Below are 23,971 nucleotides of genomic sequence, written 5' to 3'. Positions count from 1 at the left end.
CGTGCGGTGTTACGGGTGTTCCCGGTGGAGCGGGCTGAACGGGATGAACTGAAGGCAGGCACGGGAGGTGATTCCTCTCGGAGGCCCGGTTCCTACGTCCCCCTGAAGTGCGGGTACGCGGCCGGGAGTTCGGCAGGTCTTCGATGTCGTCGTACGGCGAGGGCGTCGGCGCGCAGGGCGCTCGTGCGGGTCAGCGCACACATCGCGCCACACCCCCGGTGCCGGAGCCCAGGGCGCCGCTGCCGACTCGGCCGCCCTCCTTCGCGAAGGTCGCGTACATGTCGATGGCCATCAGAAATCCCAACCCTCTTCGTCAGGGGCGGACTTGGTCCCGGAACCGGGCTCGTCGGGCTGCGCGAACGCCTCGCCGGACATACCGGCCGCGAGCGTCGTCCCGTCCGCCGGGTCGATCAGGAGGAAGGACCCGGTGCGCCGCGAATCGGCGTACGAGTCGAGAGCGAGCGGTTCGGCGGTGCGGACCTTCACTCGGCCGATATCGTTGGCGACCAGCTGCCCGGGCTCCGGGTGCTGGGAGAGGTCGTCGAGCGTGAGGCGCGACGGGATCTCCTTGACGATCGCCTTGACCGTACGGGTGGTGTGCTTGAGCAGCACGCGCTGGCCGACGGTCAGCGGCTGGTCGGCCACGTGGCAGACCGTCGCCTCGATGTCCTGGCTGGTGGCCGGGGCGTCATGGGCCGGCACGATCAGGTCGCCGCGCGAGATGTCGATGTCGTCCTCGAGCAGCAGCGTCACCGACTGCGGCGTCCAGGCCACGTCCACGCTCCTGCCGAGCAGGTCGATCCCGGAGATCTTCGAACTCCGCCCGGTAGGCAGGACCTTGACCTCTTCGCCGACCCGGAAGGTGCCGGCCGCGATCTGTCCCGCGTAGCCCCGGTAGTCGGGGTGCTCGGCGGTCTGCGGCCGGATCACCACCTGGACGGGGAAGCGGGCGTGGCAGGTGGCCAGGTCATGGCTGACCGGGACGGTCTCCAGGTGCTCCAGGAACGTCGGGCCCGGATACCAGCTCATGTGCGCGGACGGCTCCACCACGTTGTCGCCGGCGAGCGCGGAGATCGGGATCGCGGTGATCTCCGGGACGCCCAGCTCCTTGGCGTATGTGGTGAACTCCTCGGCGATGGACGCGAAGACGGACTCCTCGTAGCCCACGAGGTCCATCTTGTTCACCGCGAGCACCACATGCGGGACGCGCAGCAGCGCGGCGATCGCGGCGTGGCGGCGGGTCTGCTCGACGACCCCGTTGCGGGCGTCGACCAGGATCACCGTCAGCTCGGCGGTGGAGGCACCGGTGACCATGTTCCGGGTGTACTGCACGTGCCCGGGGGTGTCGGCGAGGATGAAACGGCGCTGTGCGGTGGCGAAGTAGCGGTAGGCGACATCGATCGTGATGCCCTGCTCGCGCTCCGCGCGCAGCCCGTCGGTGAGCAGCGCCAGGTCGGGCGCGTCCTGGCCGCGGCTCGCGGAGACCCGCTCGACGGCCTCCAGCTGGTCGGTGAGGACCGACTTGGAGTCGTGCAGCAGGCGGCCCACGAGGGTGGACTTGCCGTCGTCGACGCTCCCCGCCGTGGCGAACCGCAGCAGGGTCGTGGCCGAGAGACCTTCGATATCCGTCAACTGCTCGGTAGTGCTGGACATTTAGAAGTACCCCTCGCGCTTACGGTCTTCCATCGCGGCCTCGGACAGCTTGTCGTCGGCGCGGGTCGCCCCTCGTTCGGTGAGCCTCGACGCGGCGATCTCGGTGATCACGGCTTCGAGCGTGGTGGCGTCCGAGTCGACGGCGCCGGTGCAGGACATGTCGCCGACCGTGCGGTAGCGCACGAGACGCTTCACGACCGGCTCGGTGTCCTTCGGGCCGCCCCACTCGCCGGCGGTCAGCCACATGCCGGAGCGGGAGAACACCTCGCGCTCGTGCGCGAAGTAGATCTCCGGCAGCTCGATGCCCTCGCGGGCGATGTACTGCCACACGTCCAGCTCGGTCCAGTTGGACAGCGGGAAGACGCGCACATGCTCACCGGCCGCGTGCCGGCCGTTGTACAGGTTCCACAGCTCGGGGCGCTGACGGCGCGGGTCCCACTGCGAGAACTCGTCGCGCAGCGAGAACACCCGCTCCTTCGCGCGCGCCTTCTCCTCGTCGCGGCGCCCGCCGCCGAAGACCGCGTCGAACTTCTCCGCCTGGATCTTCTCCGTCAGCGGCACGGTCTGCAGCGGATTACGGGTCCCGTCGGGGCGTTCACGCAGCTTGCCCGCGTCGATGTACTCCTGCACGGAGGCCACATGCAGCCGAAGACCGTGCTCGGCCACCACGCGGTCGCGGTACTCGATGACCTCGGGGAAGTTGTGCCCGGTGTCCACGTGGAGCAGCGAGAACGGCACCGCGGCCGGCGCGAACGCCTTCAGCGCCAGATGCAGCATGACGATCGAGTCCTTGCCGCCGGAGAACAGGATCACCGGCCGCTCGAACTCACCCGCCACCTCACGGAAGATATGCACCGCCTCGGACTCGAGGGCGTCCAGATGCGACAGCGCGTACGGGCTGTCGGTCTCCTCGCTCACAGAAGCAACCGTCGTCATGCCAGTCCCCTTTCGCGCAGCAGACCCAGGAGGGCGTCCGCCGACTCCGCCACCGACTGCTCATGCGCCTCGATCCGCAGATCGGGCGACTCCGGCTCCTCGTACGGGTCGTCGACGCCGGTCAGGCCGGCGATCTCACCGGCCGCCTGCTTGGCGTAGAGCCCCTTCACATCGCGCTCCGAGCACACCTCGACGGGCGTGGCGACATGCACCTCGAGATACGCCGTGCCCTCCTTCTGGTGGCGCCGGCGCACCGCGTCACGGCTCTCCGCGTACGGAGCGATTACCGGGACGAGCACCAACACGCCCTGCGAGGCGAGCAGTTCGGCCACGAAGCCGATGCGCTGCACATTGGTGTCGCGGTCCGCGCGGCTGAAGCCGAGGCCCGCGGAGAGGAACTCGCGGATCTCGTCGCCGTCGAGCACCTCGACCCGGTGGCCCTCGGGGCGCAGCAGCCCGGCCAGCTCGTAGGCGAGCGTGGTCTTGCCGGCACTCGGCAGACCGGTGAGCCAAACGGTGGCCCCTGTCACGTCGTTCACCTCTGAAGTCGTCATCCGTGCAGCCCGCATTCCGTCTTGTTCCGGCCGGCCCAGCGGCCCGAGCGCGCGTCCTCGCCCTCCGCGACCCGGAAGGTGCAGGGGGCGCAGCCGATCGACGGATAGCCGTCCATCAGAAGCGGATTGGTCAGTACGCCGTGCTCGGCGATGTACGCCTCCACGTCGTCCTGCGTCCAGCGGGCGATCGGCGAGATCTTGACCTTCTGCCGCTTGGCGTCCCAGCCGACCACCGGGGTGTTGGCCCGGGTCGGGGACTCGTCACGGCGCAGGCCGGTCGCCCAGGCCTGGTACGAGGTCAGACCCTGCTCGAGGGGCTTGACCTTGCGCAGCGCGCAGCACAGGTCGGGGTCGCGGTCGTGCAGCTTCGGCCCGTGCTCGGCGTCCTGCTCGGCCACGGTCTGTACCGGGGTGAGCGTGATGAGGTTGACGTCCATCACCGCGCCCACCGCGTCCGCGGTGCCGAGGGTCTCGGGGAAGTGGTAGCCGGTGTCCAGGAACACCACGTCCACACCGGGCATGGCGCGGGAAGCGAGGTGCGCGACGACCGCGTCCTCCATGGACGAGGTGACGCAGAAGCGCGGACCGAAGGTGTCGGCCGCCCACTTGAGGATCTCCAGCGGGGTCGCGTCCTCCAGGTCGCGCCCCGCCTGCTCGGCGAGCTCCTTGAGCTCGTCGGTCGTCCGTTCTTTCTGAGCCGTGGTCATATCTCGTCCCCTCCACCGGAGTTGACTGCCTTGTCGGCGGGTCGCTGAACGCCCCGGGCGAGCAGCCCGAGGAACTTCAGCTGAAAGGCCCGGTTGCACGCCGCGCATTCCCAGGCGCCGTGGCCGGTCTCGTTGGGCCGCAGGTCCTCATCGCCGCAGTACGGGCAGTAGAAGGGCGCCGCTCGCTCGCTCATGACAGGTCCGCTTCCGAGGCGCGGCCCGCCCAGGTGGCGAACCGCTCGCCGTCCTCGCGCTGCTCCTGGAAACGGGTCAGCACGCGCTCCACGTAGTCCGGCAGCTCCTGCGAAGTGACCTTCAGACCACGGACCTTGCGGCCGAAGCCGGCCTCGAGGCCGAGCGCGCCGCCCAGGTGCACCTGGAAGCCCTCGACCTGCTCGCCCTGGTCGTTGAGGACCAGCTGGCCCTTGAGGCCGATGTCCGCGACCTGGATACGGGCGCAGGCGTTGGGGCAGCCGTTGATGTTGATGGTGATCGGCTCGTCGAACTCGGGGATGCGGCGCTCGAGTTCATCGATCAGGGAGGCGCCACGCGCCTTGGTCTCGACGATCGCCAGCTTGCAGAACTCGATCCCGGTGCAGGCCATCGTGCCGCGCCGGAACGGCGAGGCGTTGACCTTCAGATCCAGCGCCTCCAGAGCGGACACCAGCGACTCGACCTGCGGCTCCTCGATGTCGAGCACGATCATCTTCTGCTCGGCGGTGGTCCGCAGACGACCCGAGCCATGGGCCGCGGCGACCTCGGCGATCTTCGTCAGGGTGGTGCCGTCCACGCGTCCGACGCGCGGTGCGAACCCCACGTAGAAACGGCCGTCCTTCTGCCGGTGCACACCGAGGTGGTCGCGCCAGGTGCCGGAAGGCTGCTCCGGGGCGGGCCCGTCGATCAGCTTCCGCCGCAGGTACTCGTCCTCCAGGATCTGGCGGAACTTCTCAGGACCCCAGTCGGCGAGCAGGAACTTCAGGCGGGCGCGGGTGCGAAGGCGCCGGTAGCCGTAGTCGCGGAAGATGCCGATGACACCGCCGTACACGTCCGGCACCTCGTCGAGCGGCACCCAGGCGCCGAGCCGCTGTCCCAGCTTCGGGTTGGTGGACAGGCCGCCGCCGACCCATAGGTCGAAGCCGGGTCCGTGCTCGGGGTGGTGCACGCCGACGAAGGCGATGTCGTTGATCTCGTGCGCGACATCGAGCTGGGGCGAGCCGGAGACCGCGGACTTGAACTTGCGCGGCAGGTTGGAGAAGTCCGGGTTCCCGATGAAGCGGCGCTGGATCTCGTCGATGGCCGGCGTGCCGTCGATGATCTCGTCGGCGGCGATCCCCGCGACGGGCGAACCGAGGATCACACGCGGGGTGTCACCGCAGGCCTCGGTGGTGGACAGGCCGACCTCTTCGAGCCGGCGCCAGATCTCGGGCACGTCCTCGATCCGGATCCAGTGGTACTGGATGTTCTGCCGGTCCGTGATGTCGGCGGTGCCGCGCGCGAACTCCTGCGAGATCTCACCGACCACCCGCAGCTGCTCGGTGGTCAGGCGGCCGCCGTCGATCCGGACGCGCAGCATGAAGTACTTGTCGTCCAGCTCCTCCGGTTCGAGGATGGCCGTCTTTCCGCCATCGATCCCGGGCTTGCGCTGGGTGTACAGGCCCCACCAGCGCATCCGGCCGCGCAGGTCGTTGGGGTCGATCGAGTCGAAACCGGTCTTGGAGTAGATCGTCTCAATACGTGTCCGCACATTGAGACCGTCGTCGTCCTTCTTGAACTGCTCGTTCCCGTTGAGCGGTGTGAAGTGACCGACGGCCCACTGTCCCTCGCCGCGGTGGCGTCCCGGCCGGCGGCGAGGTGCTGGTGCGGGCTTCTCGGGGGTGGCGGCCATGGGTGTACGTCCTTAGGAGGCAAGCAGGTGAGCGGCTCTGACCTGCGGCAACGGACAGCGGAGGAGCGCATGGGAGTTGCGCGCGCGTCGTTGCGCCAGGTCATCAAGAGGGAAGAGCTATGTCGAGCTACGGGAAAACGGCGTGTTGCTGAGAGCGTCAGCGCGCCGGACAGATGGCGCTGGACACGCGGCCGAGGTCGACGTGACGCCGACTCACCAAGGCAATTCCAGCTCGAGACATGACGGAAGCGTGGCACGGGACTTTGGACCCAGTCCAGCATCGTCCGCTATATGGACATGGTTGTCCTGGATGGTGAGACAGTGTGGCCCGGGTCACCCGCAGTGCATCCGCGCAGGTCACCCGGGCCACATCAGTGCAGATCACCACTCTTGCGACGGGCGCTCGGCCTCCTCGGCGACCTTCGTGTCGAACAGGCGGAAGCCGCGTCGGGTGTAGTTGTCCATGGCGTGCTCGCCGTCCAGGCTGCAGGTGTGCAGCCACACCCGCTTCGTGGGGGTGCGCTCCGGCCAGCGGTCCGCCAGGTCCCAGGCGCGCGCGGTCCCGTACGACAGCAGATGGCCGCCGATGCGCCGGCCGCGGAAGGCCGGGAGCAGACCGAAGTAGACGATCTCCACGACCCCCTCGTCCTGCGGGTCGAGCTCCACGTACCCGGCCGGCGTCCCCTTCTCGTACGCGACCCAGGTCTCGACCCCCGGCCGCTCCAGATACCGCTGCCACTCGGCGCGGTCGAGCCGCAGGCGGTCGGTCCACGCGATGTCGCCGCCGACCGAGGAGTAGAGGAACCGGCTGAACTCGGCGGACGGCACCTCGGCGCGCACGATCCGTACATCGCCCTCGGGCTCGCCCGCCGGGCGCAGGTCGGCGGGGGAGGTCTGCTCCAGGGACCAGGTGGTCACAGTGATGCTCATGGGGCCAGCGAACCATGGGCCGGCCGCCGTCCCGAAAGGGGGGCGCTCGGTCCGTCAGGCGGACACTCAGTCCACCTTTCCCCGGCGCGCCCGCACCACGGACTCCGCCGTCGACTGCGGCAGCAGGTCCACGGGGTCCTGCGGCAGGATCACGCGTACGTCGGTGTCCTCGCGGAAACGATACGGCCGCCCGTCGAGCAGGCCCGCCAGATAGCGCCGCACCCGTGACAGCTCGGCGCGCACGGTCACCGCGCGGCCCGGGTCGCCGAACAGTTCCCCGGCGAGCGCGGACGCCGTGCGCCCCTGCGGCGCCACGGCGAGCAGATAGAGCAACTCGGCGTGGCGCGGGGTCAGTTCATGGGTCCAGCCACCTGTCTCACCGGTCACGGAGACCGTCCAGCGGCGCGGACCGCTCAGGTCGAGGACCACGACCGCGGACGCTTCGAAGGCCGTCTCGCCGGAGTCGTCCGGCCGCAGCAGCCAGCCGCCCGGCAGCGGCTCGACCCGGCACTCGCCCAGCGACGGCAGCCAGGCGCGGCCGGGCCCGAACGACTTGGGCAGGGCGAGGCGGTCCGTCGGGGTCATGCCCGTGACCGCGGCGGTCCAGCCGTTGGGGTCCACGACGACGGCCCGCCCCTTGATCCCGGCGAGCAGCGGCAGGGCGGTGGTGCGCAGCCGGTCGAGCGTGCTCAGGTGCCGCGTGCGCAGCTCGGCCTCGGCGAGCCGGGTCACCGAATGGACCAGGGCGAGCGTCGCCGGGTGCATCGTGTCGAGCGGTCCGCTGACATCGACCACGCCGATGAGACGTCCGTCCCGGGGATCGGTCACCGGGGAGCCCGCGCAGGTCCAGCTGTGGTGGGTGCGGACGAAATGCTCGGCCGAGAAGACCTGGACGGGACGGCGCGCGACCAGCGGCGTACCGACACCGTTGGTGCCGACGGTGGACTCCCGCCAGTCCGCGCCCAGTTCGAAGCCATGGCCGTCCGCCATGCGCAGCACGGCGGACGCGCCCTCGCGCCACAGGACCCGGCCTTCCGTGTCCGCGACCACCATGATGTGCTGCGCCGCGTCCGCGATGGACACCAGACCGCGCCGCAGCTCCGGCAGCACCTCGGTGAGCGCGGAGGAGCGGCGCCGCTCCTCCAGTTCCTCCAGGGAGAGCAGCCTCGCGCGCACATCGCGGTCCGGATCCACTCCACGGCGCAGCGCCCGGTCCCAGGACGCCTCGATCACCGGCCGCGGTCCGACCGCGGGCCGCTGCCCCGAGAGCGCGGCGTCACGCACCCCCTTGAGCACCCGTGCCGCCTTGACGGAATCCATCGCCGCCAGTCCGATCAGGTCGATCGTTGCCTTCGTCACCGGAGCCTCCCACAACGCCAGTGCGCATCGTGCCTGGACCCATCGTCCTCCTGTTCCCCCCGAACGAGGGGAAAACGGGACGGGGCCACAGGGACGATGCAACCCCTTGCAACTCTCGCGAACAAGTCCGCGGTTGACCGAAAATGAACTGGCCGCCGCTTCTGCGGCGTTCATGCCCTCCTGACTTACGGGGCCATGAGGGCGGGGGTGGTGCCGTGTCGGCGCAGCACCACCCCCGTCAACTGAACGGTACGTACCAGGTCAGGGGCCCGGGCAGGTCCTAGGCGACAGGCCGCGCCCGCTCGACGACCGCCCGCAGATCCAGCGTGTGCGGCAGGGTCCCGAACGTCGATCCCCAGTCACCGCCGAGCCGCGACGCGCAGTACGCCTCCTCCACGTACGACGGCGCGAACCGGACGAGCAGCGAACCCTGGAGCACGACGGCCATCCGTTCCACGAGCCGGCGGGCCCGCGCCTCGATCCCGCTCAGATCGGCGAGTTCGGTGAGCAGCGCCCTGATCGCCGCGTCGAGCCGGTGATCGGCCCCGCGCGCGAGGCCGACCTCGCGCAGGAACGCGTCGAACGCCGCCGGTTCACGCTGCAGCACGCGCAGCACGTCGAGCGCCTGGACGTTGCCCGCGCCCTCCCAGATCGAGTTGAGCGGAGATTCCCGCAGCAGCCGGGGCATGGGGGACTCCTCGACGTACCCGTTGCCGCCCAGACACTCGAGCGCCTCGGCCACCAGGGGCGTACACCGCTTGGTCACCCAGTACTTGGCGACGGGCACCGCGATCCGCAGAAAGGCCCGCTCCCGCTCGCCACCGTCGTCATAGGCGGCGGCGAGACGCAGCGCGAGCGTGGTCGCCGCCTCCGACTCGACCGCGAGATCGGCGAGGACATTGCGCATCAACGGCTTCTCGATCAGCACCCCGTCGAACGCGCTGCGGTACGAGGTGTGCTGCACCGCCTGCGCCACGGCCTGCCGCATCAGCGCCGCCGAGCCGGTCACACAGTCGAGCCGGGTCGCCGCGACCATCCCGATGATGGTCCGCACCCCGCGCCCCTCCTCACCGACCCTGCGCGCCCACGTCCCGTCGAATTCGACCTCGGCGGACGCATTGGACCGATTGCCCAGCTTGTCCTTGAGCCGCTGGATCGCGAACGGATTGCGCGTGCCGTCCTCGAGCACCCGGGGCACCAGAAAGCACGTGAGCCCTCCGGGAGCTTGGGCCAGCACCAGAAAAGCGTCCGACATCGGCGCCGAGCAGAACCACTTGTGCCCGGTCAGGACATACGTCCCGTCCTCGGCGAGCGCCTCGGCCCGGGTCGTGTTGGCGCGTACGTCGCTGCCGCCCTGCTTCTCCGTCATACCCATCCCGACGAGCGCACCGGCCTTCTGCGCCACGGGCCTGAGCCCCTGGTCGTACACGAGCGAGGTGAGCTTCGGCTCCCACTCGGCCGCGAGCGCGGGGTCGGTGCGCAGCGCCGGGACGGCCGCGTGCGTCATCGACAGCGGGCATCCGTGCCCCGGTTCGACCTGCGTCCACACCAGAAAGCCGGCGGCCCGCCGCACGTGACCGTGCTCACGGGCCCAGGCCCCGGTCAGACCGGCCCCGACCCCTTTCGCGAGCAGCCGGTGCCAGGCCGGATGGAACTCCACCTCGTCGATCCGGTGCCCGTAGCGGTCGTGCGTGTGCAGCAGCGGCGGGTTCCGGTCGGCCTGAACGCCCCACTCCTGGGCCTGCGTCGAACCGGCCGCGCGCCCGAGCTCGCTCAGCTCCTCCCGAACACAATCGCGGAGCCCCTCGGGGAGGTGCCGTTCGACCCCCTCCGCCAGAGCGCGGTCGGCGGCGAACACGTCGTATCCGACCAGCGGCTCGGCCTGGTTGGTGACGGTGTGGATGGGTGCGTTCATGCGGATACGGTAAGGACGTGCACCAGGCAAAAGAAACACCCGAGCGGCCGTCGGGGCGGCTCCTCCACCGGGCCCGCGCCGTGTACCGGAACGTGTCCAAGCGCAGGACCGCCTGGCTGCTCCTGAAGGACACGGTCAACTCCTGTATCGAGTACCGCATTCTGGGCCTGGCCGCCGAGGCCGCATTCTTCACGCTGCTCTCCGTGCCGCCGCTGCTGCTCAGCCTGGTCGGTCTGCTCGGTTACGTGGACGCCTGGACCGGCGCCGAGACCATCCAGTCGGTCCGCGACAACATCCTCGAAGCCGCCCGCACCGTGCTCTCCGACAAGGGCGTCACCGATATCGCCGAGCCGATCCTCGAGGATGTGCTGCACGGCGGCCGGCCGGATGTGATCTCCCTCGGTTTCATCTTCGCGCTGTGGTCGGGCTCGCGGGCGGTGACCGTGTTCATCGACACCATCACCGTGATGTACGGGCTCGACGGCGTGCGCGGCATCGTCAAGACCAGGCTGCTCGCCTTCCTGTTGTTCGTGGTGGCGTTGGTGATCGGGTCGGTGGCCCTGCCGCTGATGGTGGCGGGCCCCGACGCCATTCTGCAGATCCTGCCGATGCGCGACACCGTGGTGCAGGTCCTCTACTGGCCCGTGGTCATCGTGCTCGGCATCGTCTTCCTGACCACGCTCTACCACGTGTCGGTGCCGGTGCGTTCACCCTGGATCGAGGACGTGCCCGGCGCCCTGGTGGCGCTCGGGATGTGGGTGCTCGGCAGCTTCCTGCTGCGGATCTACCTCACCAGCACCGTGGAGGGGCCCACGATCTACGGCTCGCTCGCGGCCCCGGTCGCGGTACTCCTGTGGATCGGTGTGTCCGCCTTCGCGGTCCTCGTCGGCGCCGCCGTCAACGCGGCGATCGACCGCGTCTGGCCGTCCATCGCGACCGCCGCGGCTCGCGAGGCCAATGAGCGCATAAGGGAGGCCAAGGCCGCCGAGATGGTGGCGCGGGCGGCCGCGGCGCGGGCCGCTCAGGAGGACGACGACCCGGACGATCCCGATATGCCCTCGGAATTCCCCGAGCGCTGGGCCCAGTTCCTGCCGCCGGACGACCTCTCCTCGCGGCTGCGCACCCACGCGAAACGGCACAACGAGCAGCGCTCCCCCAAGCAGCCGCCCGCGAAGGATTCCTCCACGAAGCAGCCGCCGGGGGAGCGCAGTCAGCCCTGAGTTCTGCCGCGGTCAGGTCTGAGTACTGCCGCGGTACGCCCTGGGTTCTGTCGCGGTCAGGCCTTCCACGTCCCGGCCGCCGCGTGCTCCCGTACGAAGTCCTCGAGGGTGCGCGGCTCGCGTCCGAGCACCTGCCGGATCCCGTCGTTGGTCTGCGCGTTGTGCCCGTCGAGCATGGTGTCGAAGAGCTCCACCAGGAACGCCACCTCCGGTTCGGGCAGCCCCATCTCGACGAGAATCTCGCCGAAGGCCCGCCCCGGCACCGGGATGTACGGGATCTCCCGTCCCGTAGCGGCGTTGATCTCCGCCACGGCCGTACGGAACGAGTGCAGCCGCGGCCCGGTGACGTCGTACGCCTTGCCGATGTGGGCGTCGTCGGTCAGGGCGGCCACCACTACATCGGCGATGTCCCGTACGTCGATGAACGGTTCGAGCGTCTCGCCCGCGGGGAAGGCCAGCTCCCCGGTCGCCTGCATGCCCTCGTACAGATCCCCCTCACTGAACATCTGCATGAACCACGCGGCCTGCACGATCGTCCAGTCCGCCCCCGACTCCCGCAGCGCCCGCTCGGCCGGCTCGGCCTGCGGCTCGCCGCGTGCCGAGAGCAGGACGATCCGTCGTACCCCCTTCTCGAGTGCCTTGTTCGTGATGGCCGCGATGTCCTCGGCCGTACCCGGTGCGCCGATGTCGACGTAGTGCGCGAGGTAGACGGCGTCCACACCGTCGAGCGCCGCGTCCCAGGTCGAACGGTCCGTCCAGTCGAACGGAGTCGGCGCGGACCGCGATCCGCGGCGTACCTTCAGGCCCGCCTGCTCGGCGGCCTCCGCCACGACGCGTCCGGTCCTGCCGGTCGCCTGGGTCACCAAAACGGTCTGGTTACTGAGGTTCTTCTTCGTCTCTGTCATGACTCAAGTGAACTGCCGCACGGGGGTGGCCCACCATCGCCGAAAGCCTCAGCACCATAAGCAGGAGTCTCAACTCGCCTTGCCGCATACGCTGCTCGGCATGGACGCTCTCGCAGGCTTGCTCGAAGGCCCCCGTGCCAAAGGCGCGTTCCTGATCCGGGCCTGTTTCGACCCGCCCTGGTCGGTACGGATCGAGGACGAGGCACCGGTGAGCGTGATGGTGATGCTTCGAGGCGAGGGCTGGCTGATCCCGGACGTGGGCGAGAAGCTCCTGATGCGCCCCGGCGAGATCGCGATCGCCCGTGGCCCCGACCCGTACACCTGCGCCGACGACCCGGCCACCGCACCGCGCGCGGTGATCCACCCGGGGGGCCGTTGCGCGGCGCCGGACGGCAGCGAGATGAAGGACTACATCGACCTCGGCACGCGCACCTGGGGCGGGCGGACCGACGGGGAGGCGGTGATGCTGGTCGGCACGTATCAGATGCAAGGTGAGCTGAGCGCGCGGCTGCTCGACGCGCTGCCTCCGCAGCTTGTCCTGACCAAGGACATCGTCGACTGCGCGCTGATTCCCCTGGTGGCGGATGAGGTCGTACGGGATGAGCCGGGCCAGTCCGTCGTCCTCGACCGGCTGCTCGACCTGCTGCTCATCGCGTCCCTGAGGGCCTGGTTCGCCCGCCCCGAGGCCGAGCCGCCCGCCTGGTACCGGGCTCTCGGTGACCCGGTCGTGGGCATCGCGCTGCGGCTCATCCAGGACCAGCCGGCGTACCCGTGGACGGTCGCGGAACTCGCCGCGAAGGCGGGCGTATCCCGTGCGGCGCTCGCCCGCCGGTTCACGGAACTGGTCGGCGATCCGCCGATGGCCTACCTCACCGGCTGGCGCCTCGCCCAGGCCGCGGACCTGCTGCGCGACACCTCCCTCACTCTCGGCGCGATCGCCCGCAAGGTCGGCTACGGCAGCCCGTTCGCGCTGTCGACGGCGTTCAAGCGGGAGTACGGGGTGAGTCCGCTGGAGCATCGGGAGGGCTGAGCGGGTGTGTGCCGCTCGGTCACGGGGCTCTCACCGTGGGCGGCAATCGGGCGCTTCGCACCGTCGGTGGCTGTCGCGGGGGCTCCGCCGCCGGTACCCCCGGGTGGCGGGTGGTTGGGTCTTGCGCCCGCCGTGGGTGGCTCGACCCTGGTACCCCCGGGTGCCGGATGGTTGCGGCTCGGCCCGCCGGTACCCCCGGGTGGGCGGCGCGGGCAGGGCCTACCCTTGAGGTATGTACAGCGAGCGGTTCTCGGTCTATCCCGGTGCCGTCGTCTGGACCAGCACACCTGGTGGGCCGGGCGGTGGGTATCCCGTGTTGCCCGACGGCTGTATGGATCTGCTGTGGTCCGAGGGGCGGCTGCTCGTCGCGGGCCCCGACACCAAGGCGTACCGGCCGCAAGGCGGAACCGGCCGTCCCGTCGCGGGGATCCGGTTCGCGCCGGGCACGGCTCCCGCGCTGCTCGGTGTGCCGGCCCATGAACTCCTGGACCAGCGCGTCGACTTGGCCGATCTGTGGCCGGCCGCCCGGGTGCGCAGGCTGGCCGGCCGGCTCGACGGGGCTCCGGACCCCCGTACGGGACTGGAAGAGCTCGCCCTAGCCACCGACGCCGCGCCCGCCGACCCGGCGCTCCTGCACACGGTCCGACGGCTCGGGGAGGGCGCCTGCGTCGCCGCGGTCGCCGACGAAACCGGCCTCGGCGCCCGCACCTTGCACCGCCGCTCCCTCGCCGCCTTCGGCTACGGACCCAAGGTCCTCGCCCGGATCCTCCGCCTCCAGCGCGCCCTGACCCTGGCCCGCTCGGGCCTGCCGCCGGCCGACACCGCCGCAGCGGCCGGATACGCCGACCAACCCCATCTCGCCCGCGACGTGCGGGACTTGGCGGGCATGCCCCTCACCGCGCTGCTCGCGCTGAACCCCTGAAGCCGGCCCGGTGTGAAGCCGGACCGTCGCTCACCGGCGGAGCAGATCGACCATCCTCGCCGTCCCCTCCTCGTCGGCGGCCTCGGCCGCGGAATCGAGGGCGCGCCGCATCAACTCGTAGTAGGGCAGGAGGAGTTCTGAGCTGATGTCCTGCCCCTCCGCCGTGTCGAGCAAGGTCTGGTTGCCGGCGGACTGCATGGCCAGGTTGGAGGCCACCCCCGTCGTGTAGTCGCCGCTCTTCAGATGCTCGGCGGTCTGGTGCGCCGCGGGAGCCATCGCCACGAGCCAGTCGCTCAGCAGCGCGGCGAACGCCGCCGGATCGATGCTCTCCTTGCGGATCAGGGCGAAGGCGTGGGTGATCCCGGCGAACATTCCGGACATCGCGCTCAGGAGCGCCACGTCATGCAGCGCCGCGAACCCCGCGTCGTCGCCGACGTAAGTGGCCCCGGTGGGAACCGCGAGCGTCTCCCGGTGCTCGTCGAACAGCTCCTGCGATCCGCTGTAGAAGACGTACCCGCCGGATTCCGGGACACCGATCATCGGCGGTACGGCCATGATGCCGCCGTCCAGGTAACGTGCGCCGCGCTCACGTGCCCACTCCGCACGGGCACGCGCCTGTGCGGGGGTGCTGGTGATCAGGTTGACCACGTCCTTGCCGGCCAGGTCGGCACCGCCCAGTGCCTCGTCCACCGAGGCGTCGTCCAGCAGGACGACGACGACCAACTGGTTCGCGGCCACCGCGGCGGCGGCGCTGTCGGCGACCTTGGCGCCTTCGGCGGCCAGCACCTCCGCACGAGCGGCAGTGCGGTTCCAGACGGTGAGCGGATGACCGGCCGCCAGCCAGGTGCGGGCCAGGGCGGTGCCCATCGCACCCAGGCCGAGCAGGGTCACAGGGGTCTTCGCAGGTACTTCGGCAATGTTCTGTGTCATGCCGTCAGCCTCTCCCCGGCCCGAAAGGTGATCAAGTACGCACTTGGGAGTGGGTGGTTACCCTGGGGTGAGCGAGCAGGTGGGAGGGGTGGGGCATGACGACGCTGAACCGGCCGGGCAAGCCGGACGGACACGTGTGCGGGATCGACACTGCGATGGAGGTGATCGGCGGCAAGTGGAAGGTGCTGATCCTCTGGGCCCTCCACGACCGCCCGCACCGCCGCTTCGGCGAGCTGCGCCGCCTGGTGCCGGGCGTGACCGAGAAGGTGCTCGCCTCGCACCTGCGCGAGATGGAGGAGGACGGCATCGTGCGCCGCGTCTCCTACGACGAGGTGCCGCCCCGCGTCGAGTACTCCCTGACGGAGGACGGCACCCGCCTCAACAAGGCCCTCGAGCCGCTGGGGGAGTGGGGCCGCGAACGGGCCGCCGGCGACTGACGACAACGCGGCAGATGCGCGTGCCGGACCCCGCGCCCCCGGCAAGATCCGAAAGAGGCGCCCTAGTCCCGGGGCTCGAGCGGCGCGAACAGATCCACGCCGTTGCCGTCGGGGTCGAGGACCGTCGCGTACCGCTGACCCCAGAACGCGTCGAACGGCTTGAGCTCCGTGCCGGCGCCGGCCGCCGTCAGCGCCTCGTACTGGGCGTCGACGTCGGCCGCGTTCGCGCACAGGAACGCGAGTCCGATCCGCCCGCCCCCGGCCGGCGGCTGCCATGCGGGCATGAAGGACCGGATCGTGGCCTCCGTGTCCAGGGCGAACCGGAGTCCGCCCGGCAGCGTCACCTCCACATGCGGCTGCTGTTCGGCTCCTTCGGCGAAGTCGAGCCCGAGCTTCCGGTAAAAGGCCACGGACGCGGCCATGTCCGAGACGACGATGCCGATCATGTCGAAACGTGGTGTGGGTGTGGTGTGCGTAGTCATGCCTCGACCGTAGGGCGGGCCGGCTCCCCGCGTCTTGAACGAATCGGACACGCGCCTTCCTGGTCCGGTCGGATCCACGGTTCCGTCCCGTCGGGTCCGAGCCCTGCCTCCCCCCTCTTGGGGCGCGGCAGGGCTCGACCTGCTCGGTACCGAGGGTTCCTCGGTTCTGGCCGAGACGGACGCGCCCCCGGGTCCCCGCCTGTTTCGTGGCCCTGCGCCGCACCTCGGCGCGCCATTAGAGTCGGCCGGGTGATCGATACCAGCCCGTTCGGCGCCGCACCGCTGCCGACCGCACCACCCAAGGACCCCGAGGTCTGGGCCGTGCGCGGCCTGGCGGGGTATGCGCCGGTGCTCGACGCCGCCGAGCACCGCAGAGCCGGGGCCTTCCGTCATGAGGCGGACCGTGAGACCTATGTGGCCGCGCACACCGCGCTGCGGGTGGTGATCGGCGCCTGCCTCGGCGAGGACCCCCTGGCCGTGCGCTTCACCCGCGAGGACTGCCCGGGCTGCGGCGGTCCGCACGGCAGGCCGGTGCTCGCCGGGACGTACGGCCGGCACGAGGCCGTAAGCCCGCAGGCCCGCCCCGGGTCCGCCGCCGCGCCCCCGCTGCACTTCTCGCTCTCGCACACACACGGCCTGGCGCTGATCGCCTTGGCCGCGACCCCGGTGGGTGTCGACGTCGAGGCCCTGCCCGGAGCGCGGACCGTGGCGGATGTGGCGAGCACCCTGCACCCGGACGAGCGCGGGTTCCTGGCACAACTCCCCGCAGAGGAGCGCCCGTTCGCGTTCGCGCGCTGCTGGACCCGCAAGGAGGCCTACCTCAAGGGCACCGGGGAGGGCCTGGGCGGCGGGGGCTTCGCGCGGACCGTGGTGGGGGCCGCCGCGGATCCGCTGCCGGTACCCGGCTGGACGCTCACCGACGTACGGGCGCCGCACGGGTACGCGGCCGCCGTCGCCGTACGCGACTGATGCGTGCCGCCGCCGTAAGCGCGCCCGACCGTGCCGCCGCCGTACACCACTGACCCGCGCCGTCGCCGTACGCGACCGGCCCGCGCCGTCCGCGCCCGACCAGCGTCGCCGCCGTACGCGACCGACCAGCGTCGTCCCCGTACGCGCCCGACCAGCGTCGTCGCCGTACGCGCCCGGCCGCGTCGTCGCCGTACGCGACCGGCCCGCGCCGCCGTACAGTGCTGCCCGCCCGACCGTGCCGGACCCCTCTGGAGCGCCCATGGCCCGCGTCCTGCTCTGCACCCGCACCACCGACTACCGTCACGACGCGATCCCCGCTGCCGCCGCGGCCGTGACCGCGCTGCTCGCCGAGCAGGGCGGCCGGGCCGACCTGACCGAGGACCCGAGCGCGCTCGAAGGGGACCTCGACCGCTACGCCTGCGTGGTCTTCCTGCTCACCAGCGGCGACATCCTGACCGAGACGGCACGCAGGGCCCTGCGGTCCTATGTCGAGGGCGGCGGCGGATTCGCCGGGGTGCACTCGGCCGCCTGCACCGAGTACTCCTGGCCCTACTACGGCGACCTGCTCGGCGCCCGCTTCACCCGCCACCCCGCCTACCAGCCGGGCCGCGTCGACGTCGTCGACCGGACCCATCCGGCGACGCGACACCTGCCGCGGCACTGGGACTTCACCGACGAGTGGTACGACTTCGACCGCCGCCCCGCCGACGCCCGCATCCTCGCGCACGCCGACGAGTCCTCGTACGACCGCGAAGGCGGCGGCATGGGCGGCGACGGGCATCCGCTGGTGTGGTGCCGGGAGCAGGGGGCGGGGCGGGTGTTCTACACGGCGCTCGGGCATGCCGAGGAGGCGTACGCGGACGACAGGTTCCTGGCGCACCTGGCCGGCGGACTGGCCTGGGCGGCCGGGCTCGCATGAGGCAGCCCGAACCGCCCGACCGGCCTCGCACCCGCTACGCGTCGCCCTCCCGGACGGTGAACTGGAAGAAGAACCGGTGGCGTTGGTCCCCCACCTTCAGCTGGTGCCCGGGCAGCACGCCGGGGCCGCAGGACTCGGACCCGACGCCCTGCTGCCGCGCGTCGAGGTGCAGCCAGAGCGTGTCGCCCGCGACCAGGTCCGGGCGGTGCTGTGCCGCGTCCAGGTCGGCCGTGGACCACGGGCGCGCGGTGAACGAGAACCCCGCCTCCGCCACCTTGAAGCACCGCTGTCCGTCGGTGAGTTCGAGCCACCGCACGTCCGCCCGCGCACCGTTCTCCTGCGGGCGCACATAGGGCGTCTGGAGACCGGCCACGTCGGCCGACCAGACCCCGAGCATCGCCGCGGCCCCCGTATCCGGATACGCCTCACCGGGTCCGGCACCGAACCAGCGCACCCGGTCGAACGCCACCGGAAGCCCGAGCCGTACACCGAGCCGGGGCAGCGGCACCGTCCAGTCGCCCTCGGGCTCGACCAGCACGTCGAGGGCCAGCCGGATACCGTTCGAGATCCAGCGGTACGTGGTGCGCAGGGCCAGATCGCTCGCGGCCGCCGCCACCCTGGTCCGTACGGTCAGCGCCTCGGGCGCCAACTCCACCGCGTCCACGCGGTGTTGCATCCGATCAAGGCCCAGCGCACGCCACCGCGCGGCGACCGAGGAGCCGGTCACCCAGGACATCCCGTTGTCGTTGTCCGTCGGAGCCCGCCAGACATCGAGTCCGAACCCGTCCACCGGAAGCCCGCCGACGGCGAGCAGCGTGCCGGTACGGGCGTCGAACGTGCCCGCCCCACCCGTACGAGGCCCTCGCGGCCGTCCCCGTCCATCCGCACCGGCTGGATCACCGACTTGAAGTCGAGGAGCCCCGGGGACGGAGTCCGGTCGGGGAAGAGGAGTCCGTCGCAGACGAAGTTCCCGTCGTGCAGCTCTTCGCCGAAGTCGCCGCCGTACGCATAGCCGTACTCGGGGTGGGCGAGGCCGTGGTCGATCCACTCCCACACGAAGCCGCCCTGCAGCCGCGGATACGTCTCGAACAGCTCCTGGTACTCGGCGAGTCCGCCAGGACCGTTGCCCATCGCGTGCGCGTACTCGCACTGGAGGAACGGCATCGCGCGGCGCCGGGCGTCCGACTCGCCGTCCGGCAGCGGTTGTTCCTCACCGCGCCCGATCGCCGCGACCTCCGCGTGATCCGCGTACATCCGTGAGTAGAAGTCCGTGTCCGCGCAGGACAGGTCGCCCTCGTAGTGGATCGGCCGGGACGGGTCGCGGTCGCGGATCCAGCGGGCCATGGCGGTCAGGCCCTCGCCCGTGTCGCATTCGTTGCCGAGCGACCAGATGATCACCGACGGGTGGTTCTTGTCGCGCTCCACCATCCGCGCCGCCCGGTCGAGCAGCGCCGGCGTCCAGCGCGGATCGGCGACCGGGTTGCCGCGCCAGTCCACCGCGTGGAAGCCATGGGTCTCCAGATCGCACTCGTCGATCACCCACAGGCCCAACTCGTCGCACAGGTCGAGGAATACGGGGTGCGGCGGGTAGTGGCTGGTGCGGACGGCGTTGATGTTGTGCCGCTTCATCAGGAGCACGTCTTCGCGCATGGTCTGCGGATCCAGCGCCCGGCCGGTCTCCGGGTGGAACTCATGGCGGTTGACGCCCTTGAAGAGCAGCGGCCGGCCGTTGGCCTTGATCAGCCCGTCCTCGACCCGGACCGTACGGAAGCCCACCCGCAGCCGGACCCGCTCGCCGGCCGTCACCAACTCACCTTGGTACAGGCGGGGTTGCTCGGCCGACCACGGCTCGACGGGCACGGTCGCGCTGTCCCCGGTGGCCGTGTCGATGCCCAGCTCGGGGATCAGGACCCGGCCCGCCGGTTCGCAGTCGACCCGCAGGGTGCCTTCACCGCTCTCATGGTCGTACGAGGCGTGCACGGAGTGGTCGCGGACGGCGCCCTCGGGCCGGTGCAGCAGGGTCACGTCGCGGAAGATCCCCGGCAGCCACCACTGGTCCTGGTCCTCCAGGTAACTCCCCGACGACCACTGGTGCACGCGTACGGCGAGCACATTGCCGCGCTCGCGCAGCAGCGGTGCGACCGCGAACTCGTGCGGCAGCCGGGAGCCCTTGAACTCGCCGAGTTCGGTGCCGTTCAGCCAGACCCGGGCGCAGGACTCGACCCCGTCGAAGCGCAGCACGGCTTCGCCGCCGGCCGGCCAGTCCCGCGGCAGATCGAAGACCCGCAGATGGTCGCCGGTCGGATTCCCGGTCGGCACGAACGGCGGGTCGACCGGGAAGGGATAGAGCGTATTCGTGTACGCGGGGGCGCCATGCCCCTGCAGCACCCAGTGACCGGGCACCCTCAACTCGCCCCAGGCGGAGGCGTCATAGCCGTCCGCCGCGAAATCCGTGGGTGCGCCCGCGTGCGGGCTGAGCCGGAAACGCCAGCTTCCGTCGAGGGAGAGCCGGGCCGCGTCCGAGCCCGGGGGCCAGGCGCGCGGGGGCAGGGTGCCGGTGCCGGGGGAGACGTCGACGAGATAGGCGAGGTCGGTCATACATCCGATCCTCACCCGGTCCCGGACCCGTACGGAAGGGCCCGAGCCTTGGATATACGGGGCAATGATTGGACGAATGCAGCGCCCTTGGGGGTGTGCGGGACATGCCGAAGGGCCCGTCGGTCAGGCCGCCACAGCCGGCCGACGGGCCCTTCTACCCCGGTGCCCGGCCAGGCACCGGCTCTACCGGTACGGGGAGTCGTGAACAACAACTCCCCGTACCGGAAGCTGGGTTGACACCGCCGCGCGGCGCCTCAGTGGAGCTTGCGCCCCTTGGCCTCCATGGCCGCACGGCCCTGGGCGCCCTTGAGCTTCCAGTCGCGGCGGATCTCCGCCCGCAGCCTCGCGTCGGTCTTGGCGAGGATGCGCTGGTTCTCGCGGATCAGCTTGCGGTAGCTCTCCAGGCGCCGCTGGGACAGCGAACCGTCCTCCAGCGCGGCCAGCACCGCACACCCCGGCTCCGCCTCATGGGCGCAGTCGTGGAAGCGGCACTGCTCGGCCAGGCTCTCGATCTCCGAGAAGACCTGTCCGACCCCGGACTCGGCGTCCCACAGACCGACACCCCGCAGTCCGGGCGTATCGATCAGGACACCGCCGCCGGGCAGCGCGAGCAGATTGCGGGTGGTCGTGGTGTGCCGGCCCTTGCCGTCCACATCACGGATGGCCTGGACCTCCATGACCTCCGCACCGAGCAGTGCGTTGGCGAGCGTGGACTTGCCCGCGCCGGACTGGCCGAGCAGCACACTCGTACCGCCGGCGACGACGGCCTGGAGGATCTCGATGCCCTCGCCGTCGGCGGCGCTGACGGCCAGCACCTGGACACCGGGAGCGGTGGTCTCGACGTCGTCGACGAGATACGAGAGAGCCGTCGGGTCCGGCACCAGGTCGGCCTTGGTCAGGACGATCAGCGGCTGGGCCCCTGACTCCCAGGCGAGCGCCAGGAACCGTTCGATCCGGCCGAGGTCCAGATCCCCGGTCAGCGGTACCGCGATGATCGCGTGGTCGACGTTGGCGGCGAGGATCTGGCCCTCGGACCGCTTGGACGAGGTGTTGCGGACGAAAGCCGTACGGCGCGGCAGGTAGGCACGCACCAGCGGCGGGTCGGCGACGGTGTCGACGGCGGCCCAGTCGCCGGTGCAGATGACCTTCAGCGGGTCACGGGGTGTGACGAGCGCGGTGTCGGCGCGCAGCGTGCCCTCGACGGTCACGATGTCGCACAGGCCGCGGTCGACGCGCACCACACGGCCCACGACGAGGCCCTGCTCGGCGTACGGCGCGAAGGTGTTGTCCCACTCCGTGTCCCAGCCGTACGAGATCAGGGAGTCAGGGGAAGAGGTGGTGGTGTGGGTGGAACGGTCGGACGAGTTCAACTCGGGGGAGCCCTTCGAAAGGGATGGCCCCGGCGACACGCGCGGTGCGGAGGATCAGCCGGTGGCCACGGGGTGGGTGGAGACGTACATGCGGACAGCTTCCGTCGCGATGACAGTCATCAGGCCCACCTCCCATTGATCCAAAGTGTGTGTGACAGCCGCTGACCGTGTGGTCCTCGGCTCGACGGATGAAAGGTAACCCGGCGGACCGGTGCGGCGCCAAGTGTTTTTCGCCGGGACCTCAGAAGGGACGACGACACCCCCAGTGCCATGTCCGATTCCCGCCAGCCGCCCCGGCGAGGACAGCGCACACTGGAAACGTGATCGACCAGGACACGGCATATGAAGCCGTACGCAGCCGGGACCCCCGCTTCGACGGGGAGTTCTTCTTCGCCGTGGCGCCCCCGGGCATCTACTCCCGCCCGAGCTGCCCGGCCACCACCCCCAAGCGGCACAACGCCCACTTCTCCCCGCCCGCCGCCGCGGCCCAGGGCGGCGGCTACCGCGCCTGCCGCCGCTGCCGCCCCGACGCGGTCCCGGGCTCGGCGGACTGGAACGCACGCGCCGATGTCGTCGGCCGCGCCATGCGCATGATCACCGACGGGGTCGTGGACCGCGAGGGCGTCCCCGGCCTCGCGACCCGCCTCGGCTACAGCTCCCGGCAGGTGCAGCGCCAGCTCACGGCCGAGGTGGGCGCGGGACCCGTCGCCCTGGCCCGCGCCCAGCGCGCCCACACCGCCCGCGTCCTGCTGCAGACCACCGTGCTCCCCGTCACGGACGTGGCCTTCGCGGCCGGATTCGCCAGCGTGCGGCAGTTCAACGACACCATCCGCCAGATCTACGCCCGCACCCCGAGCGAGCTGCGCACGGAGACCGGCACCAAGACCGCCAAGGTCGCGGCGAGCGGCGCGGGAGTCCCACTGCGGCTCGCCTACCGGGGCCCGTACCACGCCGCCTCCGTCTTCGATCTGCTCGCCGCCGAGGCCATCGACCGGATCGAGGAGGTCGTCGGAGAGCCCGGCGCCCGCACGTACCGCCGCACGCTCCGTCTCCCGCACGGCACCGGTATCGCCGCCGTCGACGAGCTCGCACCCGGACCGTGGCTCGAGGCCCGGATCCACCTCACGGATCTGCGCGACCTCACCACCGCGGTGCAGCGGCTGCGCCGGCTCTTCGACCTGGACGCCGATCCGTACGCCGTCGAGGAGCGCCTCACCGACGACGCGCGCCTGGCCGAGCTGATCGCGCGGCGGCCCGGTCTGCGCTCGCCCGGCGCCGCGGACCCCGAGGAGTTCGCCCTGCGCGCCGTGCTCGGCCGCGAGGAGGCGCGGCGGGTGCTCGCGGAGTACGGCACCCCGCTGGCCAACCCCTGCGGCACCCTGACCCACCTGTTCCCCGAACCCGCCCTGCTCGCCGACGCGTTGCCGCTCGCGAAGGCGCTCGCCGACGGTTGCGTACGACTGGATCCGGGAGCGGACAGGGACGATGCCGAGGCGGTGCTGCGCGCCGTCGAGGGGGTGGAGCCCCGCACCGCGGCCCTCATCCGGATGCGCGCGCTCGGCGACCCCGATGTCGCACCGCCGGACGAACCGTCCCCGGACACCTGGCGTCCATGGCGCTCCTACGCCCACCGCCACCTGTGGACCGACCGTACCGAGAAGGAATCCCAGCGATGACCACGTCCCGCACCACCGTGTACTACACCACCGTCCAAAGCCCTCTCGGTGAGCTCCTGTTGACGGGGGACGGCAGCGGCGCGCTCAGCTCGCTCTCCGTACCGGGGCAGAAGGGCGGACGCACCGTCCAGGACGGCTGGGTCCGCAGGCCGGAGGCCTTCGCCGATGCCGAGCGGCAGCTCGCCGCGTACTTCCGGGGTGAACTCGAGGAGTTCCACCTGGAGTTCCGCACGGAGGGCACGGCCTTCCGCGAGCAGGTGTGGGCGGCGCTCGACGCCGTCCCCTACGGCGCCACCACCACGTACGGCGCCATCGCGCGCACCATCGGGGCATCGCGTGCGGCCGTCCGTGCGGTCGGCGGCGCGATCGGCGCCAACCCGCTGCTCATCGTGCGCCCCTGCCACCGAGTGATCGGTTCCGACGGCACGCTCACCGGCTACGCGGGCGGCCTGGAACGCAAGGAGCGGCTGCTCGGCCTGGAAGGAGTCCTGTAGTCCCGCGAAGGGACGAAGGGACTCTCCCGGGCCGGGCAGCCGCCCGAGGGGCCGGGCCGCCCGGCCGCCCCCCCGCGCGC

The 23,971-nt window shown here is 71.1% G+C and carries 22 protein-coding genes and 1 pseudogene; 8 read left to right on the top strand and 15 right to left on the bottom strand.

Going from position 1 to position 23,971, the window contains the following annotated elements; genetic code table 11:
- Positions 1-291: 291 nt before the first annotated feature.
- The 10 genes from JAO81_RS06880 to JAO81_RS06840 all read right to left on the bottom strand — a co-directional run bounded on the left by JAO81_RS06880 (position 292) and on the right by JAO81_RS06840 (position 9,939).
- Positions 292-1,653, bottom strand: coding sequence for a sulfate adenylyltransferase subunit 1 (locus tag JAO81_RS06880; protein ID WP_199546868.1), 1,362 nt, complete (start codon positions 1,651-1,653; stop codon positions 292-294).
- Positions 1,654-2,589 carry a sulfate adenylyltransferase subunit CysD gene (cysD, locus tag JAO81_RS06875; protein WP_199546867.1) on the bottom strand — a complete coding sequence of 312 codons (936 nt, stop codon included), beginning with the start codon at positions 2,587-2,589 and terminating at the stop codon, positions 1,654-1,656.
- Positions 2,586-3,143, bottom strand: coding sequence for an adenylyl-sulfate kinase (cysC, locus tag JAO81_RS06870; RefSeq protein ID WP_199546866.1), 558 nt, complete (start codon positions 3,141-3,143; stop codon positions 2,586-2,588). Before cysC ends, cysD begins: the two co-directional genes overlap by 4 nt.
- Positions 3,140-3,850, bottom strand: coding sequence for a phosphoadenylyl-sulfate reductase (locus JAO81_RS06865; RefSeq protein WP_199546865.1), 711 nt, complete (start codon positions 3,848-3,850; stop codon positions 3,140-3,142). The genes cysC and JAO81_RS06865 overlap by 4 nt, the downstream gene beginning before the upstream one ends.
- Positions 3,847-4,044 carry a hypothetical protein gene (locus tag JAO81_RS06860; RefSeq protein WP_199546864.1) on the bottom strand — a complete coding sequence of 66 codons (198 nt, stop codon included), beginning with the start codon at positions 4,042-4,044 and terminating at the stop codon, positions 3,847-3,849. The genes JAO81_RS06865 and JAO81_RS06860 overlap by 4 nt, the downstream gene beginning before the upstream one ends.
- On the bottom strand, positions 4,041-5,735 hold the full coding sequence (locus JAO81_RS06855) for a nitrite/sulfite reductase (RefSeq protein ID WP_199546863.1): 1,695 nt from the start codon (positions 5,733-5,735) through the stop codon (positions 4,041-4,043). Before JAO81_RS06855 ends, JAO81_RS06860 begins: the two co-directional genes overlap by 4 nt.
- Before the next feature lie 157 nt (positions 5,736-5,892).
- The gene (locus tag JAO81_RS43920; RefSeq protein WP_352248988.1) at positions 5,893-5,976 is read right to left on the bottom strand and encodes a putative leader peptide; all 84 of its coding nucleotides are present in this window, start codon (positions 5,974-5,976) and stop codon (positions 5,893-5,895) included.
- A gap of 140 nt (positions 5,977-6,116) precedes the next feature.
- Positions 6,117-6,665 (bottom strand): GNAT family N-acetyltransferase, encoded by a 549-nt coding sequence (locus tag JAO81_RS06850; protein ID WP_199546862.1) that lies wholly within the window; start codon positions 6,663-6,665, stop codon positions 6,117-6,119.
- Between the two features lie 66 nt (positions 6,666-6,731).
- Positions 6,732-8,024 (bottom strand): GAF domain-containing protein, encoded by a 1,293-nt coding sequence (locus JAO81_RS06845; protein ID WP_307813197.1) that lies wholly within the window; start codon positions 8,022-8,024, stop codon positions 6,732-6,734.
- A 280-nt stretch (positions 8,025-8,304) separates the two neighbouring features.
- Complete coding sequence (locus JAO81_RS06840) at positions 8,305-9,939, bottom strand: acyl-CoA dehydrogenase family protein (RefSeq protein WP_199546861.1); 1,635 nt, start codon at positions 9,937-9,939, stop codon at positions 8,305-8,307.
- 17 nt (positions 9,940-9,956) lie between these two features.
- Here JAO81_RS06840 and JAO81_RS06835 point away from each other — a divergent pair, with 17 nt between their 5' ends.
- The gene (locus JAO81_RS06835) at positions 9,957-11,159 is read left to right on the top strand and encodes a YihY/virulence factor BrkB family protein (protein ID WP_199546860.1); all 1,203 of its coding nucleotides are present in this window, start codon (positions 9,957-9,959) and stop codon (positions 11,157-11,159) included.
- Between the two features lie 56 nt (positions 11,160-11,215).
- Here JAO81_RS06835 and JAO81_RS06830 read toward each other — a convergent pair whose 3' ends face one another.
- A complete protein-coding gene (locus tag JAO81_RS06830) occupies positions 11,216-12,064 on the bottom strand; it encodes an NAD(P)H-binding protein (protein ID WP_199546859.1) in 849 nt (282 codons plus the stop codon).
- Positions 12,065-12,164: 100 nt separating this feature from the next.
- Here JAO81_RS06830 and JAO81_RS06825 point away from each other — a divergent pair, with 100 nt between their 5' ends.
- Complete coding sequence (locus tag JAO81_RS06825; protein ID WP_199546858.1) at positions 12,165-13,094, top strand: AraC family transcriptional regulator; 930 nt, start codon at positions 12,165-12,167, stop codon at positions 13,092-13,094.
- A 232-nt stretch (positions 13,095-13,326) separates the two neighbouring features.
- Positions 13,327-14,016 carry a helix-turn-helix domain-containing protein gene (locus tag JAO81_RS06820; protein WP_199546857.1) on the top strand — a complete coding sequence of 230 codons (690 nt, stop codon included), beginning with the start codon at positions 13,327-13,329 and terminating at the stop codon, positions 14,014-14,016.
- Positions 14,017-14,046: 30 nt separating this feature from the next.
- Here JAO81_RS06820 and JAO81_RS06815 read toward each other — a convergent pair whose 3' ends face one another.
- Positions 14,047-14,946: an NAD(P)-dependent oxidoreductase gene (locus JAO81_RS06815; RefSeq protein WP_199546856.1), complete on the bottom strand. Its 900-nt coding sequence runs from the start codon at positions 14,944-14,946 to the stop codon at positions 14,047-14,049.
- Between the two features lie 95 nt (positions 14,947-15,041).
- Here JAO81_RS06815 and JAO81_RS06810 point away from each other — a divergent pair, with 95 nt between their 5' ends.
- The gene (locus tag JAO81_RS06810; protein WP_199546855.1) at positions 15,042-15,383 is read left to right on the top strand and encodes a helix-turn-helix domain-containing protein; all 342 of its coding nucleotides are present in this window, start codon (positions 15,042-15,044) and stop codon (positions 15,381-15,383) included.
- 62 nt (positions 15,384-15,445) lie between these two features.
- Here JAO81_RS06810 and JAO81_RS06805 read toward each other — a convergent pair whose 3' ends face one another.
- Positions 15,446-15,865: a VOC family protein gene (locus JAO81_RS06805; RefSeq protein ID WP_199546854.1), complete on the bottom strand. Its 420-nt coding sequence runs from the start codon at positions 15,863-15,865 to the stop codon at positions 15,446-15,448.
- Between the two features lie 249 nt (positions 15,866-16,114).
- Between JAO81_RS06805 and JAO81_RS06800 the strand changes: the two genes are divergently transcribed.
- Both JAO81_RS06800 and JAO81_RS06795 read left to right on the top strand, forming a co-directional pair.
- The gene (locus JAO81_RS06800) at positions 16,115-16,834 is read left to right on the top strand and encodes a 4'-phosphopantetheinyl transferase superfamily protein (RefSeq protein ID WP_307813194.1); all 720 of its coding nucleotides are present in this window, start codon (positions 16,115-16,117) and stop codon (positions 16,832-16,834) included.
- Between the two features lie 259 nt (positions 16,835-17,093).
- Complete coding sequence (locus JAO81_RS06795; RefSeq protein ID WP_199546853.1) at positions 17,094-17,753, top strand: ThuA domain-containing protein; 660 nt, start codon at positions 17,094-17,096, stop codon at positions 17,751-17,753.
- Between the two features lie 34 nt (positions 17,754-17,787).
- Here JAO81_RS06795 and JAO81_RS06790 read toward each other — a convergent pair.
- Positions 17,788-20,351: pseudogene (locus tag JAO81_RS06790) on the bottom strand (glycoside hydrolase family 2 TIM barrel-domain containing protein).
- A 254-nt stretch (positions 20,352-20,605) separates the two neighbouring features.
- Positions 20,606-21,721 (bottom strand): ribosome small subunit-dependent GTPase A, encoded by a 1,116-nt coding sequence (gene rsgA / locus JAO81_RS06785; protein WP_199546852.1) that lies wholly within the window; start codon positions 21,719-21,721, stop codon positions 20,606-20,608.
- Between the two features lie 323 nt (positions 21,722-22,044).
- Here rsgA and JAO81_RS06780 point away from each other — a divergent pair, with 323 nt between their 5' ends.
- Positions 22,045-23,397, top strand: coding sequence for an AlkA N-terminal domain-containing protein (locus JAO81_RS06780; protein ID WP_307813210.1), 1,353 nt, complete (start codon positions 22,045-22,047; stop codon positions 23,395-23,397).
- On the top strand, positions 23,394-23,891 hold the full coding sequence (locus tag JAO81_RS06775; protein ID WP_199546850.1) for a methylated-DNA--[protein]-cysteine S-methyltransferase: 498 nt from the start codon (positions 23,394-23,396) through the stop codon (positions 23,889-23,891). Before JAO81_RS06780 ends, JAO81_RS06775 begins: the two co-directional genes overlap by 4 nt.
- The last annotated feature ends 80 nt before the right edge of the window (positions 23,892-23,971 follow it).

The sequence above is a fragment of the Streptomyces sp. N35 genome (assembly GCF_016464295.1).
In the GTDB taxonomy this organism is placed as follows: domain Bacteria; phylum Actinomycetota; class Actinomycetes; order Streptomycetales; family Streptomycetaceae; genus Streptomyces.
The sequence above is the reverse complement of the archived record's forward strand: the minus strand, read 5'-3'. Positions and strand labels throughout refer to the sequence as shown.